The organism is Halosimplex carlsbadense 2-9-1, assembly GCF_000337455.1.
Taxonomy (GTDB): domain Archaea; phylum Halobacteriota; class Halobacteria; order Halobacteriales; family Haloarculaceae; genus Halosimplex; species Halosimplex carlsbadense.
This window is the reverse complement of record NZ_AOIU01000005.1, coordinates 107,477-123,272: the sequence shown is the minus strand read 5'-3', so window position 1 is coordinate 123,272 and position 15,796 is coordinate 107,477. Positions and strand designations below refer to the sequence as shown.

The 15,796-nt window shown below is 70.0% G+C and carries 17 protein-coding genes and 1 pseudogene; 12 read left to right on the top strand and 6 right to left on the bottom strand.

Going from position 1 to position 15,796, the window contains the following annotated elements:
- Positions 1-102: 102 nt before the first annotated feature.
- The 3 genes from C475_RS02045 (at position 103) to C475_RS02035 (ending at position 2,517) form a co-directional block, all read left to right on the top strand.
- The gene (locus tag C475_RS02045; RefSeq protein WP_006882083.1) at positions 103-1,398 is read left to right on the top strand and encodes a hypothetical protein; all 1,296 of its coding nucleotides are present in this window, start codon (positions 103-105) and stop codon (positions 1,396-1,398) included.
- 100 nt (positions 1,399-1,498) lie between these two features.
- Positions 1,499-2,263, top strand: coding sequence for a CPBP family intramembrane glutamic endopeptidase (locus C475_RS02040; protein ID WP_006882082.1), 765 nt, complete (start codon positions 1,499-1,501; stop codon positions 2,261-2,263).
- A gap of 107 nt (positions 2,264-2,370) precedes the next feature.
- A complete protein-coding gene (locus C475_RS02035; protein ID WP_006882081.1) occupies positions 2,371-2,517 on the top strand; it encodes a hypothetical protein in 147 nt (48 codons plus the stop codon).
- 75 nt (positions 2,518-2,592) lie between these two features.
- On the opposite strand, the gene C475_RS02030 is transcribed toward C475_RS02035, so the two are convergent.
- Both C475_RS02030 and C475_RS02025 read right to left on the bottom strand, forming a co-directional pair.
- A complete protein-coding gene (locus C475_RS02030; RefSeq protein ID WP_006882080.1) occupies positions 2,593-3,051 on the bottom strand; it encodes an NOB1 family endonuclease in 459 nt (152 codons plus the stop codon).
- Positions 3,052-3,291: a PRC-barrel domain-containing protein gene (locus tag C475_RS02025; protein WP_006882079.1), complete on the bottom strand. Its 240-nt coding sequence runs from the start codon at positions 3,289-3,291 to the stop codon at positions 3,052-3,054.
- A gap of 157 nt (positions 3,292-3,448) precedes the next feature.
- On the opposite strand from C475_RS02025, the gene C475_RS25080 reads away from it, so the two are divergent.
- From C475_RS25080 to C475_RS24175, 8 genes are all read left to right on the top strand, one after another.
- Entirely contained in the window at positions 3,449-3,979 is a 531-nt protein-coding gene (locus C475_RS25080) for a plastocyanin/azurin family copper-binding protein (RefSeq protein WP_049929901.1), read from the top strand.
- A 92-nt stretch (positions 3,980-4,071) separates the two neighbouring features.
- Positions 4,072-4,644, top strand: coding sequence for a plastocyanin/azurin family copper-binding protein (locus tag C475_RS02015; protein WP_006882077.1), 573 nt, complete (start codon positions 4,072-4,074; stop codon positions 4,642-4,644).
- Between the two features lie 134 nt (positions 4,645-4,778).
- Positions 4,779-6,593: a translation initiation factor IF-2 gene (gene infB, locus C475_RS02010; RefSeq protein WP_006882076.1), complete on the top strand. Its 1,815-nt coding sequence runs from the start codon at positions 4,779-4,781 to the stop codon at positions 6,591-6,593.
- Between the two features lie 220 nt (positions 6,594-6,813).
- On the top strand, positions 6,814-7,128 hold the full coding sequence (locus C475_RS02005; protein ID WP_006882075.1) for a hypothetical protein: 315 nt from the start codon (positions 6,814-6,816) through the stop codon (positions 7,126-7,128).
- A 1-nt stretch (position 7,129) separates the two neighbouring features.
- A complete protein-coding gene (locus C475_RS02000; protein WP_006882074.1) occupies positions 7,130-10,105 on the top strand; it encodes a GAF domain-containing protein in 2,976 nt (991 codons plus the stop codon).
- 164 nt (positions 10,106-10,269) lie between these two features.
- Positions 10,270-10,533, top strand: a complete 264-nt coding sequence (locus tag C475_RS01995; protein WP_006882073.1) for a HalOD1 output domain-containing protein — start codon at positions 10,270-10,272, stop codon at positions 10,531-10,533.
- Positions 10,534-10,579: 46 nt separating this feature from the next.
- The gene (locus tag C475_RS23705; protein ID WP_161625157.1) at positions 10,580-10,744 is read left to right on the top strand and encodes a DUF7576 family protein; all 165 of its coding nucleotides are present in this window, start codon (positions 10,580-10,582) and stop codon (positions 10,742-10,744) included.
- Between the two features lie 119 nt (positions 10,745-10,863).
- Positions 10,864-11,079 carry a hypothetical protein gene (locus C475_RS24175; RefSeq protein WP_049929897.1) on the top strand — a complete coding sequence of 72 codons (216 nt, stop codon included), beginning with the start codon at positions 10,864-10,866 and terminating at the stop codon, positions 11,077-11,079.
- Between the two features lie 36 nt (positions 11,080-11,115).
- Here the strand turns inward: C475_RS24175 and C475_RS01985 are convergent, their stop codons facing one another.
- The 4 genes and pseudogenes from C475_RS01985 to C475_RS01970 form a co-directional block, all read right to left on the bottom strand.
- Positions 11,116-11,469, bottom strand: coding sequence for a DUF5811 family protein (locus C475_RS01985; protein WP_006882071.1), 354 nt, complete (start codon positions 11,467-11,469; stop codon positions 11,116-11,118).
- A gap of 120 nt (positions 11,470-11,589) precedes the next feature.
- Positions 11,590-12,075, bottom strand: a complete 486-nt coding sequence (locus C475_RS01980; RefSeq protein ID WP_006882070.1) for a pyruvoyl-dependent arginine decarboxylase — start codon at positions 12,073-12,075, stop codon at positions 11,590-11,592.
- A gap of 74 nt (positions 12,076-12,149) precedes the next feature.
- Positions 12,150-13,058 carry an NAD+ synthase gene (locus tag C475_RS01975; protein ID WP_006882069.1) on the bottom strand — a complete coding sequence of 303 codons (909 nt, stop codon included), beginning with the start codon at positions 13,056-13,058 and terminating at the stop codon, positions 12,150-12,152.
- Between the two features lie 370 nt (positions 13,059-13,428).
- Positions 13,429-14,744 (bottom strand): annotated as a pseudogene (locus tag C475_RS01970) (proteasome-activating nucleotidase).
- Positions 14,745-14,932: 188 nt separating this feature from the next.
- Here C475_RS01970 and secF point away from each other — a divergent pair.
- Positions 14,933-15,790 (top strand): protein translocase subunit SecF, encoded by an 858-nt coding sequence (gene secF / locus C475_RS01965; RefSeq protein ID WP_006882068.1) that lies wholly within the window; start codon positions 14,933-14,935, stop codon positions 15,788-15,790.
- Positions 15,791-15,796 lie beyond the last annotated feature (6 nt).

The window sequence follows — 15,796 nt, the reverse complement described above, 5'->3', positions numbered from 1 at the left end:
ACCCGTTCGTCGGCGGGGGGATCGCGTTCGCGTCCCGTCGCGGCGACCGGCACCGAGACCGCCTCGAAAAGGACTATCCCCCACCCGAGCGACCACCCGCACATGAACGTCGACATCGGGAACGCGCTGGCGAGCGAGGCCGACCCCGGGATCGCCCGAGACGCCCTCGACGACCTCGACGAGCGCGTCGCCGACGCCCACGACCGGATCGCCCGCGGCATGGCCGACGACGACTTCGGCTACGCCTCCCTCAACCTCCCCGAGCGCGCCGACGCGGCCGAGATCGAGGCCGCCGTCGACGGCTTCGACCCCGAGGCCGTCCTCACCGTCGGCATCGGCGGGAGCGCGCTGGGCGCGGTCACCATCACCGAGGCGCTGGCGGGCGACTCCCCGATCGACCACTACGCGCTGGACAACGTCGACCCGGCCCACGTGAACCGACTGCTCGACGACCTCCCGCTGGCCGAGACGGTCGTCCACGTCGTCTCGCGGTCGGGCACCACCGCCGAGACGCTCGCCAACTTCCTCGTCGTCCGCGACGCGATGGCGTCGGCGGGGATCGACTGGACCGAGCGGACCGTCGTCACGACCGGCGAATCGGGGCCGCTGCGTGACCTCGCGGCGGCCGAAGACCTTCCGGCGCTCGACGTCCCGACGGGCGTCCCCGGTCGATTCTCGGCGCTGTCGACGGTCGGGCTCGTCCCGGCGGCGATCATGGGCGTCGACCTCGATGGACTGCTCGCGGGTGGCCGCGCGGGCGCCGACGCGCTCGCGAACTCGCTTTTCGACTGTCCGGCCTACGCCTACGGCGCGGTCGCGTACGCGCTCGACGAGCGGGGCGCGAGCGTCAACGCGATGATGCCCTACGCCGAGGGCCTGGAGTCGTTCGCGGAGTGGTTCGCCCAGCTGTGGGCCGAGAGCCTCGGGAAGGACGACGGCGGCCAGACCCCCGCCCGCGCGCTCGGCGCGACCGACCAGCACTCCCAGCTCCAGCTCTACCGCGCGGGGCCGCGGGACAAACTCGTCACGGTCGTCCGCCCCGCCGAGCGACCCGACTGTCCGATCCCCGAGACGGACGTGGCCGACCTCGAATACCTCGGCGGACAGGACCTGGGAACGCTGCTCGACGCGGAGTTCGAGGCCACCGAGGCGAGCCTCGCCGCCGCCCAGCGCCCCTCGGTCCGGATCGAGATCGACGCGATGGACGCCGAAAGCGTGGGTCGGCTGCTGTTCGATATGGAAGCGGCTTGCGTGCTCGCCGGCGAACTGTACGGCGTCGAGACCTTCGATCAGCCCGCGGTCGAGTGGGGGAAGAAGGCCGCCCGGGGCCTGCTCGGCGGCGGTGAGTTCGAGGAGGCCGAGGCGGTGGCCGAGAAGACGGAACTGGTCGTGGACTGACGGTTCCGAGGGCGTCCGCGGTCGCCGAAGTGCGGCCGCGTCCGGACGCTGTGGGACCGGTGCAGTCAAACGCGTGGGATACGTACCGGCGACCACGCAGATGGCATCGGAGTACTATCACGTCGCCGACATGGAGACTCGCGTCGAGAGTCTGTTTCACTCGGTAGCGCTGGTCGTTCTGGCGTTCGTCGCCGGCACGTTCCTGATCGCCGGCGCCGGGTCGGTCCTGTCAGCTCTCGGCTTCGACGTCACGTCGATGGGGGCGCTGCCCCCACTGGCCTACGCCGCCCTGACGGCCACGCAGTTCGTCGGCTTCTTCGCCGTCATCGCGGCGTATCTCCTGTGGCGGTCGGACGAGCAGTTCTTTCAGGTCGCCGTCCCGTCGCTGCGGGACCTCGCCTGGGTCGTCGCCGGCTTCGTCGGCCTGTTCGCCATCGCGACGGCGCTGTCGGCGGTCATCCAGGCCGCCGGCGTCGAGACGGCGACCAACCAGGTCATCACGCAGGGCCAGCAGGACCCCGTCCGCTTTCTCTACCTGATCCCCGTGACCTTCCTGTTCGTCGCGCCCGCCGAGGAACTGCTGTTCCGGGGGATCGTCCAGGGGCTGTTCCGCCGGGCCTACGGCGCCGTCCCCGCGGTCGTGCTGGCAAGCACCGTCTTCGGCGCGATGCACTACTTCGCGCTGCTCGGCTCGGGCGGCAGTATCGTCTCGTCGCTCGCGGTCGCCGCCGCGCTGGGGGTCGTCCTCGGCACTCTGTACGAGGTCACCGAGAACATCGCCGTCCCGATCATCGTCCACGGCTGCTGGAACACGATGAGCTTCCTCCTGCAGTACGCCCAGGCCACCGGCGCCGTCGGCGCGTGAGGGGACTACCCACCTCCGAGCCGAACCGTTCCGCTCGAACGACCGGGAACCCCGTCCGACGACCGTCTGACGGGTTATTAAGCGATCAGCCGGAAAATACCGTGGGTATGCCGACCCGCTACACGGTCGTCTGCGACGACGACCGCGCCCGGGAGATCGAGGCGATCGCTCGGCAGTACGACCTCACCGAGGAGGAAGTACTCCGGCAACTCGTCGACACCGGGCTCGACAACCTGGAAGAGCACGCACCGTAGTGGGTTGGGGGTGCAGTCGGCCGGGCAGCGGTCGCGCTCGGTGGAGCGAACGTGCGGGACGGATCGGCCGGACGATCAGGCCGGATTCTTCCGGGAGAGGTCGCTCCCGCAGACCGGACAGCGGTCGTGGTTCTCGTCGAACTCGCGGCCGCAACCGGAACACTGGAAACGCCAGTCGCGCTGTTCGCTGATCCCCTCGCGGGCGATGAGTTCGACGGCCACCTCCAGCTTCTCGGCGACGTTCTGCATGGCGTAGTCGTCGGTGACCAGCCGGCCGTCGAGCTCGAAGGCGGCGGCGACCAGGCGGATGTCCGTCTCCGAGAGGGTCTCCAGGTCGCCCGTCTCGCGGGCGGCGCGTTCGATGCGCTCGACGGTCTCGTCTTCGGGGATGTGGATGTGCATCCCCGACCCCTCCATGGCGTCGTAGCGGTAGGCGCTCTCGTCTTCGAGCTCCTCGCGGACGAGCGGCACCGTGGCTTGCTGTTCGGTCGTGTGATACTCGTTGATAAACGCCGAGGCGTCGAGGACGTACATTTAACGCTGGACGATCATGTGGTCTTTGACTGCCTGCACGCGGTCGACGGGCACGAGGAGGTGTCCCTGCTCGTCGACGTCGAACTGCGTGTTGTCGAGGTGGTCGTTGGGGTCGATGATGAGGTTCCGGAGCCGCCCCGTCTCCAGGTCCATCGTGATGTTGTACAGCATCCCCATCTCGGCGCCGTCCGTCCCGGTGACGGCCTTGCCGGAGAGGTTCTCGGCGAGTATCTCGGCCATGCACTCGACTACCGAGTCAGGCCCCATAAACGCCACGGGGGCGTCTGACGACCGCGTGACGCCCGCTGTCACGCTCCGGGGGGCCACCGGCCCCGCCGTCGGCACGCGGTCGCCGGAACCACCGGGATTATGCCGGTCCTCGTTCAACGGGGTTCCCATGGATCGCAGACGTTTGCTGCGGACGGGCGCCGTCGCGCTCGCGGGGCTCGTCCCGGGGTGCGGGCTGGGGTCGGGTGGCGGCACGCCGACGCCGGAGGACGGCCCGGCACCGACGGAGCGACCGGCCGAGACGGCGACCGAGGGGCCGACGCCGATGGTCACGGCGACCGGGGAACCGACGCCGACGGCCACGGCAACCGCCGCGCCGACGGCAACCGCCGCGCCGACGTTCGACGAGGCCGATCAGGTCGTCACCGTCGCCGACGGCTCGGCGGTGTTCGACCCCGAGACCTTCGAGGTCCCGACGGGCGCGACGGTCGTCTGGGTGTGGCACAGCAGCGGGCACAACCTCCGCGCGACCGCCCGGCCCCGCGGCTCGACGTTCACCGGGACGGCCGGCGAGGACGAGACCACCTACGACGAGGGTCACACGTTCTCGCACACCTTCGAGGTCGCCGGCGAGTACGAGTATCGCTGCTATCCCTACCGGAACCTCGGGATGCGCGGGTCGGTCACCGTGACCGACTGACCGGCGGCCGGAGAGCGGACTGGCTCGGCGGCCGGCGGATCGGCCGATCCGGTCGCCGCCGGGTTTATTCCCCGCCGGTCCCGAGCGAGTGCATGAACCGCCGCCGCTTGCTCCGGCTCAGTGGGACCGCGCTCGCCGCCGCCGTCGCCGGCTGCGGGGGCGACGGCGCCGAGACCGACCAGCCCGACGGCGGCGACGCGACGCCGACGGCGAGCCCGACACCGACCGACGAGCCCGCGACGGACACGCCCACGCCCGAAGCGACGCCGACGGCGAGTCCGACGCCGACGGACTCGGCCGCGACACCGACGGGGACGCCGACGGCGAGCCCCACACCGATCGAGACGCCGACGCCCACGGCGACGCCTCGACAGGCCGCCCGGGTCGTCGCCGTCGCCGACGGGGAACTCGCCTTCGCGCCGTCCGCTTTCGAGATATCGACCGGCGAGACGGTCGTCTGGGTGTGGCACAGTAACGGACACAACGTGCGCCCCGAGACGACGCCGAGCGGGTCGGACTTCTCGGGGACGGCCGGCGACGACGGCGACCGCTACGACGAGGGCCACGAGCTGTCGTTCACGTTCGAGACGCCCGGCGAGTACGCGTACTACTGCAGCCCCCACCGCAGCGCCGGGATGACCGGGTCGTTCACCGTCACCGAGTAGCCGGTCCGTCGGCGCCACGGACCGCGTACCATCGTCGCGCACGGGTCACTCGCCATCGTCGTACACGCACAGATGCGATCACTTATCCGGCCTGCGGGGCTGATCCGAGACAACCGAACTTCTGTGGTGATAGGATGGCAGACTCACAACCGACAGACACCGACGACGAGTCCGAAGCGACGCTTCGGACACCGATAGTCGCCGTACTCGGCCACGTCGACCACGGCAAGACCAGCCTGCTCGACGAGATCCGCGGCTCCGCGGTCACCGAGGGCGAGTCCGGCGCGATCACCCAACACATCGGCGCGACCGCCGTCCCTCTCGACGTGATCTCCGAGATCGCCGGCGAGCTGGTCGATCCCACCGACTTCGACCTCCCGGGCCTGCTGTTCATCGACACGCCCGGCCACCACTCCTTTTCGACGCTGCGCTCCCGGGGCGGGGCGCTCGCCGACATCGCGATCCTCGTCGTCGACGTCAACGACGGCTTCCAGCCCCAAACCCTCGAGGCCGTGGACATCCTCGCGCGCACCCAGACCCCGTTCATCGTCGCCGCGAACAAGATCGACACCGTCCCCGGCTGGAACCCCAACGACCACGCGCCGACCCAGCAGACCATCGACGCCCAGACCGACCGCGTCGAGCGCGACCTCAACGAGAACCTCTACGAACTCATCGGCGACCTCTCGGACAACGACTTCTCGGCGGACATGTACTGGCGCGTCCAGGACTTCCAGAACAACATCGGGGTCGTCCCCGTCTCCGCCGAGACCGGCGAGGGTATCCCCGACCTGCTGACGGTGATGATGGGGCTCTCCCAGCGCTACATGAAAGAGGAGATGGCCGTCGACGTGAACGGGCCGGCCGCCGGCACCGTCCTCGAAGTCACCGACACCCAGGGCTTCGGGACCACCGTCGACGCCATCATCTACGACGGCACCATCCGCGCGGACGACGAGATCGTCGTCGGCGGCGTCGAGGGTCCCATCGTCACCGAAGTACGCGCGCTCCTTCGCCCGCGCCCGCTGGAGGAGATCCGCACCGAAGGCCAGTTCGAACAGGTCGACGCCGTGGCGGCCGCCGACGGCATCAAGATCGCCGCGCCGGACCTGGACGACGCGATGGCCGGCGCGCCCATCCGCGTCGTCGGCGACCGCGACGTCGACGACGTGATCGAGGAAGTCCAGGCCGAACTCGCCGACATCGCGGTCCAGACCGGCGAGGAGGGCGTCGTCGTCAAGGCCGACACGCTCGGGAGCCTCGAAGCGCTCGCCTCCACGCTCGAAGCGGAGGAGATCCCGATCGTCCGCGCCGAGGTGGGCGACATCGCGCCCCGGGACGTGCGCGTCGCCGAGACGGCCAACGAGGTGAAACACCGGACCATCCTCGGGTTCGGCGTCGAGACGCTCGACGACGCCAGCGACCTGGCCGAACAGGAGGGCGTTCGGATCTTCGACCACGACGTGATCTACCGGCTCGTCGAGGAGTACGAAGAGTACGTCGAGGAGCGCGAGCGCGCACAGCAGGACCAGGTGCTGGACAACATCACCCGGCCCGCCCGCTTCCAGATCCTCGACGACCACACCTTCCGCCAGTCCGACCCCGCCGTCGTCGGCGTCGAGATTCTGGGGGGGTCGCTCCGCCGGAACTCCAACGTCGCCAAGTTCGAGGGGAGCGAACCCGAGCGCGTCGGTCTCATGAAGTCCATTCAGGACGAGGGCGAGGACGTCGACGAGGCCCGCACCGGCGAGCGCGTCGCCGTCTCCATCGACGGCCCGACCGTCGGCCGCCAGATCCGCGAGGGCGACACCCTCTGGACGGAGATCCCCGAGAAACACGCCAAGATCCTGGAACAGGAACTCACCGGCGACATCCCCGCCGACGAGGTCGAGACGCTCAACATGTACCTCGAGAAGCGACGCAACCGCGACCCCTTCTGGGGCAAGTAGCGTCGCGTTACCGGCGGTACTACCCTGTTTAACCCCGACTATTCGCGCTGTCCGGTCCGTCCGTCCGGTGTGATCGCCGCCCCACGACGTGACTAGTAACGGCGGACAAAGCGGCAATATCTGTCGGAAAACTATTGGCGTCGAGTTCTAACGGCCTGCAACCGGGTCGGTGTCCAGCGGTTCGCGGGCGTCGCGGCCCCGGTTTCCAGGGGGGACACGAATGGTTACGTTCGCGGACGGCGACGCGTTCGCGCTCTTGGTGGTCACGCTCGCGTACGTGCCGGTGGTGCGAGCGTACGCGCTCGAGGGGTCCGCACCCCGACTCGTTGCGGCGTACACGGCGCTGCTCGTCGGGCGCGCCGCCGCGCTTCTGGCGTCGGCGGTCGACTGGGCCGTCCTCCCGCCGGTCGAGTACGGGGTCGGGGTCGCACTGGCCGCGCTCCTGTTCGCGTGGTACTGCTACGGGGAGTACCGACGGGGCGACCGGGGGCGAGCGGGCGTCCGCTCGTCGTCGGTCGCCAGGGACAGTGACTGATATGGTGTCGCTCCTGTCCGTCCTCACGCTGGTCGGCGCCGCGGGGTTCCTCGCGGCGGCCGCCCTCGCCGCTCGCCTGTACGTCGAGCGGCCGCTCTTTCGCAACTACTGGTTCAGCTGGGTCGTCGCGACCGGCCACCTCGCGCTGTGGGCGCTGGCCGACCTGCTCGGCCGGCTGGGGGTCGTCCCGTTCCTGGCCGACAGCGTCGTCCCGCTCCTGTTGCTGACGGTCGGCCTCGGCGCGCTCCTCCACATCGCGCTCTACGACAACACCGGGAGCGAAGGCCTCCTCACGGAGATCCGGACGAGCGAGGCGCTGAACGAGGCGGTCGTCGACAACTACCCCGACGGCGCGGTCGTCCTCTTCGACGCCGACCTGACCGTCCTGCGAGCGGGCGGCGACGACCTACCGGCTCGCGACGGCGCCGTGGCAGACGCCGAGGGCACGTCGCTGCCCGCCCTCCTTCCGGAGCCGGTGCTGTCGAGGGTCGAACCTCCGTGTCGGGCGGCCCTCGACGGCGAGTCGGCGTCGTTCGACCTCTCGCACGACCGGGCGACCTACGAGGCGCGGGCGCTCCCGCTCGCCGGCGACCCGCGGACGGACGGTGGGTCGCCGACCCGTCACGCGACGGTGGACGACTCGCTCGCTCTCCTCGTCGTCAGGAACGTGACCGACCGGGAGCGGCGCGAGCGACGGCTCCGCGAGCAGCGCGACCGGCTTTCGACGCTCGACCGGATCAGCCGGGTCCTCCGCGATATCGACCACGCGCTCGTCGGCGCGGACTCGCGGGAGGCGGTCGCGCGGGCCGTCGCCGACCGGCTGGCCGCCGACGACCCCTACCGCGCGGTGACGGTCGCCTGGCGGGAGGGGGCGCGGCTCGTCCCCGACGCCTGGGGCGGTCGCGAGCGCGACGGTGCGGCCCGGGCGTTTCCGGCGGCGACCGGTCCGGCCGCGACGGACCCCGGGACTCGCGCGCTCGAAACCGGCGCCGCTCAGGTCGTGCGGGACGTAGGGGCCGACGGGGGACTGGCCCGGGATGTGGGGGACGAGACGGACCCGTGGCGGCGGTCGGCCCACACCTTGGGGGCCCGAGCGGTCGCCGTCGTCCCCGTCCGCCACGAGGACCGGCGGCTGGGCGTCATCGCCGTCTACGCCGGCCGTCGTGACGACTTCGAGTCGCGCGAGCTCGCCGTCCTCGACGGGTTCGGCGAGACGGTCGGCCACGCCGTCGTCGCGCTCGAACGGCGCGAGCGCGTCACCGCGCTCGCCGACCTCCACCGACTCACCAGGGAGCTGTTTCACGCCGAGACGACCGACGCCGTCGGCGAGGTGGCGGTCGCGGCCGGGCCGAACCTGCTGGGCGTCGACGTGGCGCTACTCGCGTACGACGCCGCCGACCACCGCCTGCGGATCGTCGCCTCGTCGGGCGAGGACGCGACGGCGCTGGCCGACGGGACCGACCGGGCGTCGGTCGTCTGGCGGGCGTTCGCCTCCGGAGAGTCGCGCACGGTCGACGACCTCAGGGAGGCCGAGGGCGTCGCAGCGCCGTCGGCGGACGCCCGGAGCGCGGCGGTCGTCCCGCTCGCCGACCACGGCGTGCTGGCGGCCGTGTCGGAGACGACCGGCGCGTTCGACGAGCGGCGCCGCCAGCTCGTCGACCTGCTCGCCGCGACGACCGAGGCGGCCCTCGACCGGCTGGCGAGCGAGGCGGACCGCCGCGCCCGCGAGGCGGACCTGCGCGAGCGTAACGAGCGGCTCGTGCGACTCCAGCGGCTCAACGACGTGATCCGCGACGTGGACCAGGCGATGGTCGGTGCCACCTCCCGGGCCGAGATCGAGACGGCCGTCTGCGAGCGGCTGACGGCCGACGACCGCTTCGCGTTCGCCTGGATCGCCGGCGTCGACGACCGCGATCCCGTCGAACCGCGGGCGGCGGCCGGCGGCGGCACCTACCTCGAGAACGTCTCGTTCGACCGCGACGCCTCGCCGCCCGAGCCGGCACTGGCGACGCTCGCGACGGGCGAACCGACCGTCGTCGACAGCCTGGCCGACCGCGACCGATCGGCCGACTGGGTCTCCGCGGGGCTCGACGCCGGCTTCGCGGCCGCCGTCGCCGTCCCGCTCTCCCTCCACGACATCGACTACGGGGCGCTCGCGGTGTACGCCGACCGCCCGGAGACCTTCGACGAGCGGACCGTCGCCGTGTTCGCGGACCTGGCCGACACGGTGGCCTACGGGATCAACGCCCGCGAGACGAAACGGGGCCTGCTCGCGGCCGGCGGGACGGAGCTGAAACTCGCCGTCGGCGACGGGGAGTCGGTCCTGACGGAACTGGCCGCGGCGGTGACGGGCCCGCTCCGGGTCGTCGAGACGCGCCCGCTCGACGGCGATGCCACCGAGATCACGTTCGTCGCGCCCGACGCGTCGCTGTCCGCACTGCGCGAGCGCTCCGAACGGTCGCCGGTCGAGACGGTCGAGACGGTCAGCGACCGCGGCGACGAGCACGTCTTCCGAGCGACCGTCACGGGGCCCGTGCTCCCGGCCGAACTCGTCGAGTTCGGTGCCGTCCCGCGCGATATCGAGTCGACCGAGACGGAGACGACGGCCGTGGTCCTGTTGCTCCCGCACGTCGACGCCCGCCAGTTCGTCGAGCGGTTGCGCGAGCGGTACCCGTCGGTCGAACTCCTCGCCCGGCGCGAGCGCGACTCCCGATCGCTGACCCGCGGGGCCTTCCTCGACGAGTTCGAGTCGCTCGTCACCGACCGCCAGTTCGAGGTCCTCCGGACAGCCTACGAGCGCGGCTACTTCGACCGCCCCCGGGCGTCCAGCGGGCAGGAGGTGGCCGACAGCCTCGGCGTCTCCCAGCCGACCGTCAACTACCACCTCCGCGAGAGCCAGCACCGTCTCCTCTCGCTGCTGTTCGGTGACGCCGACGACGGGAGCGCCGGCGAACCACCCGACGACGAGGCGGCCTGACCTCCGTGCCCGCCGGACCGACCCGAAACCGGTCGAACCTTCGTTTCTCGGTGCTCTCACGGTCGGTCTCGCGCTCGTTCTATCCACATCGAACCCGCTGGCCGCCGCTCTCTACACCAGTCGAAGCCAGGCCCATGCCCGGTCGGGCCCAAGGGCCGGTACAGATGTACGATATCGATTCCACGACTCGCGGCGGCGGTTCCGACTGCCGCTCCGTCGTCGCCCACGTCGTCACGGCGCTCGCGCACGCGGAAGGCGTCGAACCGGAGCGCCTGGACACCTGCCTCGCCGACCACATCGACGCCGACGCGCTGGAAGAGCTGTACGCGCGCAGCCGAGCCGAGACGGCCGACGTCACGGTGCGGTTCGCCGTTGAGGGCTACGAGGTCGTCGTCGGTGGCCCCGGTGATATCCGAGTATCGAGGTGAGACGACGCCGTTCCAGTCGGTAAGAGGCCCTGACGACTGTGAAACCATGCCCGACCGCGTGCTAAGGACCGAAAGCGCACGGACCTGCGACCGCTGCGGCCGTCCGATCGACGACTCCCAGTGGCACCCCGTCGCCTTCGACGACGCCCGCTGTGCGATCCGCTCGTTCTGCTCGCGAGCGTGCAAGCGCCGCTTCCGCGCCGACGACTGACCGCTCGTCCCGCTCGCTGCTCCGTCCGCTCCGTCTGTTCCGTTCCCGGGATCCCAGGACCCTCCTCGACCGCACACGCAGTAATAACATTTAATTACGTCACGCTCGACAGTTGACACGTGCATCGACCAGCCGCGAACGACGCGCGCGGTGTGGTGTCGGTCCACGACGCGATACTGGCGTTGATCCCGGCGCTCATGGCGTTCGCGGCGCTGGTCGGCGCGATGTTATCGTGGTCGTGGGGGACGGCGCTGGCCGTCGGGAGCGTTCCGGCCAGTACGACGATCGGCTACGCGCTGTTCTACAACCCGCCGGCCGCCGTCAGCGAGAATTGAAAGACGACCGCGGTCGCGGAGCGTTATCGACGGAGGCTATCGAGCGGTCGGGCTCGTACTGCCCGACAGCGCCTGCTTGACCTGGAGCGCGGCGCTGGCGGCCAGCCCCTGCGCGAGATCGGTCTGTTCGTCTTCGGTGATGGTCGCGTCGGCATCCTCGGGCGTGTAGCCGGCGGAGACGACGGGGCCGACCGGGGGGCGGACGGCGACGGTGGCCTCGGGGCCGTCGGAGCCGGCCGTCAGGTCGGACCCGACGACGAACTCCTCGGGGAGGAGTCTCCGGGTCTGTTGGGCGACTCGCGAGAGGTCCCGCTCCAGCTGGCGGCGCTGGTCGTTCGAGAGGGCCTCCGGGTCCAACCCGTCGTCGCCGAGCGGCGAATTTCCGTACATTGGGCTCTTCCACGGCGGTAAGCGGCCCAGGGTCTTAACCCCTGGGAGAGGCGCGCTCCTTGCCGTCCCACACGATCGATCGTTTCCCCGTTCGGCCGATAGTGCCGTCACGGCCCCCTGTCAGCCGAGTAGGGATTCGCTACCGCCGTAGGCCGCGACGACGACCGCGGTCGCGTGGTCGGCCGGGTCCGCGGGCGTCGACTCGACGACGACCTCCGGCTCGGCGCGGAACGTCCATTCGCGCAGTTCCATCCCGCGGCGCAGCCCCGCCTCGACGGCCTCGGCGACGGTCTCGGGATCCGTGCCGGTGGCCTCGTAGAACAGTCCCCGGCCGGACTCGCTGCGGACCCATCCGAGGCCGGCGCAGGCCTCGCCGCCGGCGCCCGGGACGAGCGTCTCCCGGCCGACGACCGCGTACAGCGCCTCGCCGGTCGGGCCCAGATCGGGCGCGGTGCCGACGCGTTCGAGCCGAGCCTCGGCTGGGATCACCGACGAGAGCGTCACGAGGTTGTAGTTGTGGACGCCCGCCTCGGCCAGCGCGGCGTCGAACGACGACATCTCCGTCGGGCCGGTGGCCGACCCCCACGCGACCCGGATGGTACTCATACCTTCGCATCGTCGACTCGCGCGCTAAGGGGTTTCGCTTCCGGTCGAACGAGGCGGCAACTCGGCGGTCGCTGTCACAGCCCGCTGGCCATCGGCGCGAGGTGGAGCGGGTGGGACCCGCTCGACCCGGTCCCCCGGTCGTCGATCCCGGGCGTCGGCGGCACTGCGCGCTTGTGCAGCGAGTCGACGTACAGCCGCGCGACGGTCTCGGCGGTTTCCGGGCTCGCGTCGACGTCGTCGAGAACGTCCTCGACGCGCTCGCTTCGGTCGACGACCCGGCGGAGGACGGGGTCGATCTCCGAGTACCGAGCCCCAAGGTCCTCGGCGTCGGTCTGGCCGGCCCAGAGGTCCGCGGTCGGCTCCTTGGCGACGATCCGCCGCGGGACGCCGACCTGCTGGGCGAGCGCCTGCACCTCCGTCTTGTAGAGGTCTCCCATCGGGAACAGATCGGCGCCGCCGTCGCCGTACTTCGTGAAGTAGCCCAGCAGTAGCTCCGACCGGTTGGCCGTCCCGCAGACGAGATACGACCGGGCGTTGGCCGCGTAGTACAGCGCACACATCCGCAGGCGCGCAGTGAGGTTCCCGATCGCCCGCCGTCCCCCGCCGGGGGCGACCTCGGGGGCGACGTGGTCCTCGAAGAGGTCCAGCAGCGGCCGCAGGTCGACCTCGCGGAACTCGATGCCCAGCCCCTCGGCCATCGTCCGTGCCTCCTGGGCGTTGTCCTCGTCGGTGTGTGCTGGCAGCCCCAGCCCCAGCACGCGGTCGCTGCCGAGCGCCTGGACGGCCAGGTGGGCGGTCAGCGTCGAGTCGACGCCGCCGCTCAGTCCGACGACGGCGCCCTGCGCGCCCGCACCCGTCACTTTGTCCCTGATGAACGCCACCGCCTCCTCGCGGACCGCCGTCAGGTCGTCGCGCTCTGTCAGAAAGCCCGGCCCGTCCGTCCGGACCGACGTTACCCCCTCGCCGGTGTCGCTGGATACCATGTGTTCGGTCACCGTAATACGTTTCCTCTGGTCGTACGTCTCGTATTTAGTTTTGATCCTTAAACAAGCACGAAGGATATGCCTAAAAAGTGATCGGGTGGGGTTCGGACAAATATTCAGTTACGGTCGTCGCGCTGTCGGGGCGGTTCTGGCAAGGTCGCAGCGGTCCGGTGACGTGAGCATCGCGAGCGAAGGCTCGCTAGGGCTTGCTCTGGCGGTGTTTTCACCCATGTTTTTGACAGGTGGGCGGGTCGCGGGCCAGTGGTCCGCGACCGTATGTCGTGGCGGCTACGCCGCCACGCAGTGCCCGCAGGCGCGCTTCGCGCGCCGAGGACACCCATCCGCGAAAAAGATGGAAACTAGATGGCGTCTAGTAGAACGCGACGGGCTGACCTTCGGTCTGGTCGCCCTCCTCGATCTTTTCGAGGGCGTCGACGAAGTCCTCGGTGCGCACGTCGGTGCGACCGTCGCGGATGGCGAACATGCCGGCCTCGGTGGCGAGGCTGGCGAGTTCGGCGCCGGAGAAGCCCGCCGTCTCCTCGGCGAGGTGTTCGAAGTCGACCTCGTCGGCGAGGCTCATGTCCCGAGTGTGGATCTCCAGGATGCGCTTGCGGCCCTCGGCGTCGGGCTCGGGCACCTCGATCAGGCGGTCGAAGCGGCCCGGGCGGAGGATGGCGCGGTCGAGCATGTCGAAGCGGTTGGTCGCGGCGATGATGCGGATCTCGCCGCGGTCCTCGAAGCCGTCCATCTCCGAGAGCAGTTGCATCATCGTGCGCTGGACCTCGGCGTCGCCGGAGGTCTTGGACTCCGTTCGCTTGGCCGCGACGGCGTCGATCTCGTCGATGAAGATGATAGCGGGCTCGCGCTCGCTGGCGAGTTCGAAGAGATCGCGGACCAGCCGCGACCCCTCGCCGATGAACTTGCGGACGAGTTCGGAGCCGGCCATCTTGATGAAGGTGGCGTCGGTCTNAGTTCGAAGAGATCGCGGACCAGCCGCGACCCCTCGCCGATGAACTTGCGGACGAGTTCGGAGCCGGCCATCTTGATGAAGGTGGCGTCGGTCTCGTTGGCGACCGCGCGGGCGAGCATCGTCTTGCCGGTGCCGGGCGGACCGTGCAGCAGGACGCCGCTGGGCGGTTCGATGCCGATCTCGTCGAACTGCTCGGCGTTGATCAGCGGCTCCTCGACGGCTTCGCGGACCTCCTGGATCTGTTCTTCGAGGCCGCCGATGTCGTCGTAGGTGACCGTGGGCGAGTCGTCGACTTCCATGGCCTGGGCGCGGGCGTCGGTCTCGCTCTCGAGTTGGGACTGGACGGAGAAGGAGTCGTTGATAGCGACGCGGTCGCCGGCCTCGAGCCCCTCGCGCAGCTGGGTCGGAAGCTCGGTGAGGACCTCCTGGTTGTTGCCGTGCTGTTTGACGACGACGCCGTCGTCGATGATCTCCTCGGCGGTGGCGACGTACAGCGAAGAGGTCTTGAGCGTCTCGTTCTCGCGTTCGAGCTGGTCGACTTCGTCCGTGAGTTCCTCGCGGCGGGCGCGCGCGGAGTCGAGTTGCGCTTCGAGTTCGCGATTCACCTCGAGGAGCTGTGCGTGGTGGTCTGTGAGCGCGCCCAGCCGTTCCGACGGCGTCATGTCGGGGTCGAGTTCCAGCCGGGGTCGCTCGGGGAGCGAAGGACTGCGGGACATCGGGTTAGTGGGTGGTAACGAGCGAAAGAAAAAGTGCCTTTGGGTGTGCCGACCGGGCCGATCCGCGCCCCATCCCGCGGTCGCTGACGGCTCGAATGGACCGCTCGGGGCGAAGACGGGGGCGCCGCCCCGTCGGGATGTCGGCGCAATGGAGAAGGCTTATCGGCCGGGGTCGCACACCGACGGGCATGGTCGAGTTCGTAGTACCGGAACCCGATTACGACCGGTACTCTAACCGTCAGCTCGCGGCCGTCCCGCTGGCCGTGCTGGCGCTCGCGTTGCTGGTCCTCGCGGGGTGGACCCTGATGACCGGGACACCGGTCACACCGGGGATCGAGTTCACCGGGGGGACCGAGATACAGATAGCGACAGATGCCTCCCAGTCCGAGGTGCGACAGAGCCTCGACTTCGAGATCGATTCGGTCCAGCCGATCGCCGGCTCGAACGAGTTCATCGTCACGACCCAGGCGACCGACTCTAACGCCATCGGCTCGGCGGCCCGGTCGGCGGGGTACGAGGTCGTCTCCATCCAGTCGCGGTCGGCGAGCTTCGGCGCCGACGCCCAGCGCCTCGCGCTGATCGGCATCGGCGTCGCCTTCGTCGGGATGAGCCTGCTCATCTTCGTACTGTTCAGGTCGTTCGTCCCGTCCATCGCGGTCGTCGCCTCCGCGTTCTCGGACATCATCATCCCGCTCGCGCTGATGAACGTCTTCCAGATCAAGCTCTCGCTGGGGTCGGTGGCGGCCCTGTTGATGCTGATCGGGTACTCCGTCGACTCGGACATCCTGCTGAACAACCACATCCTCCGTCGACGGGGGAGCTTCTACGAGAGCACCTACCGCGCGATGCAGACCGGTGTGACGATGACCGTCACCTCCATCTCAGCGATGACCGTGATGTGGATCGTCTCGTCGCTGTTCGGCATCCCGCTGTTGCCGGATCTCGCGATCGTGCTCGTGTTCGGACTCGTTGCGGACCTCATGAACACCTACATGTTGAACCTGAGTCTGCTTCGCTGGTACAAGTACGAGGGGGTGGCCCGATGAACGCCG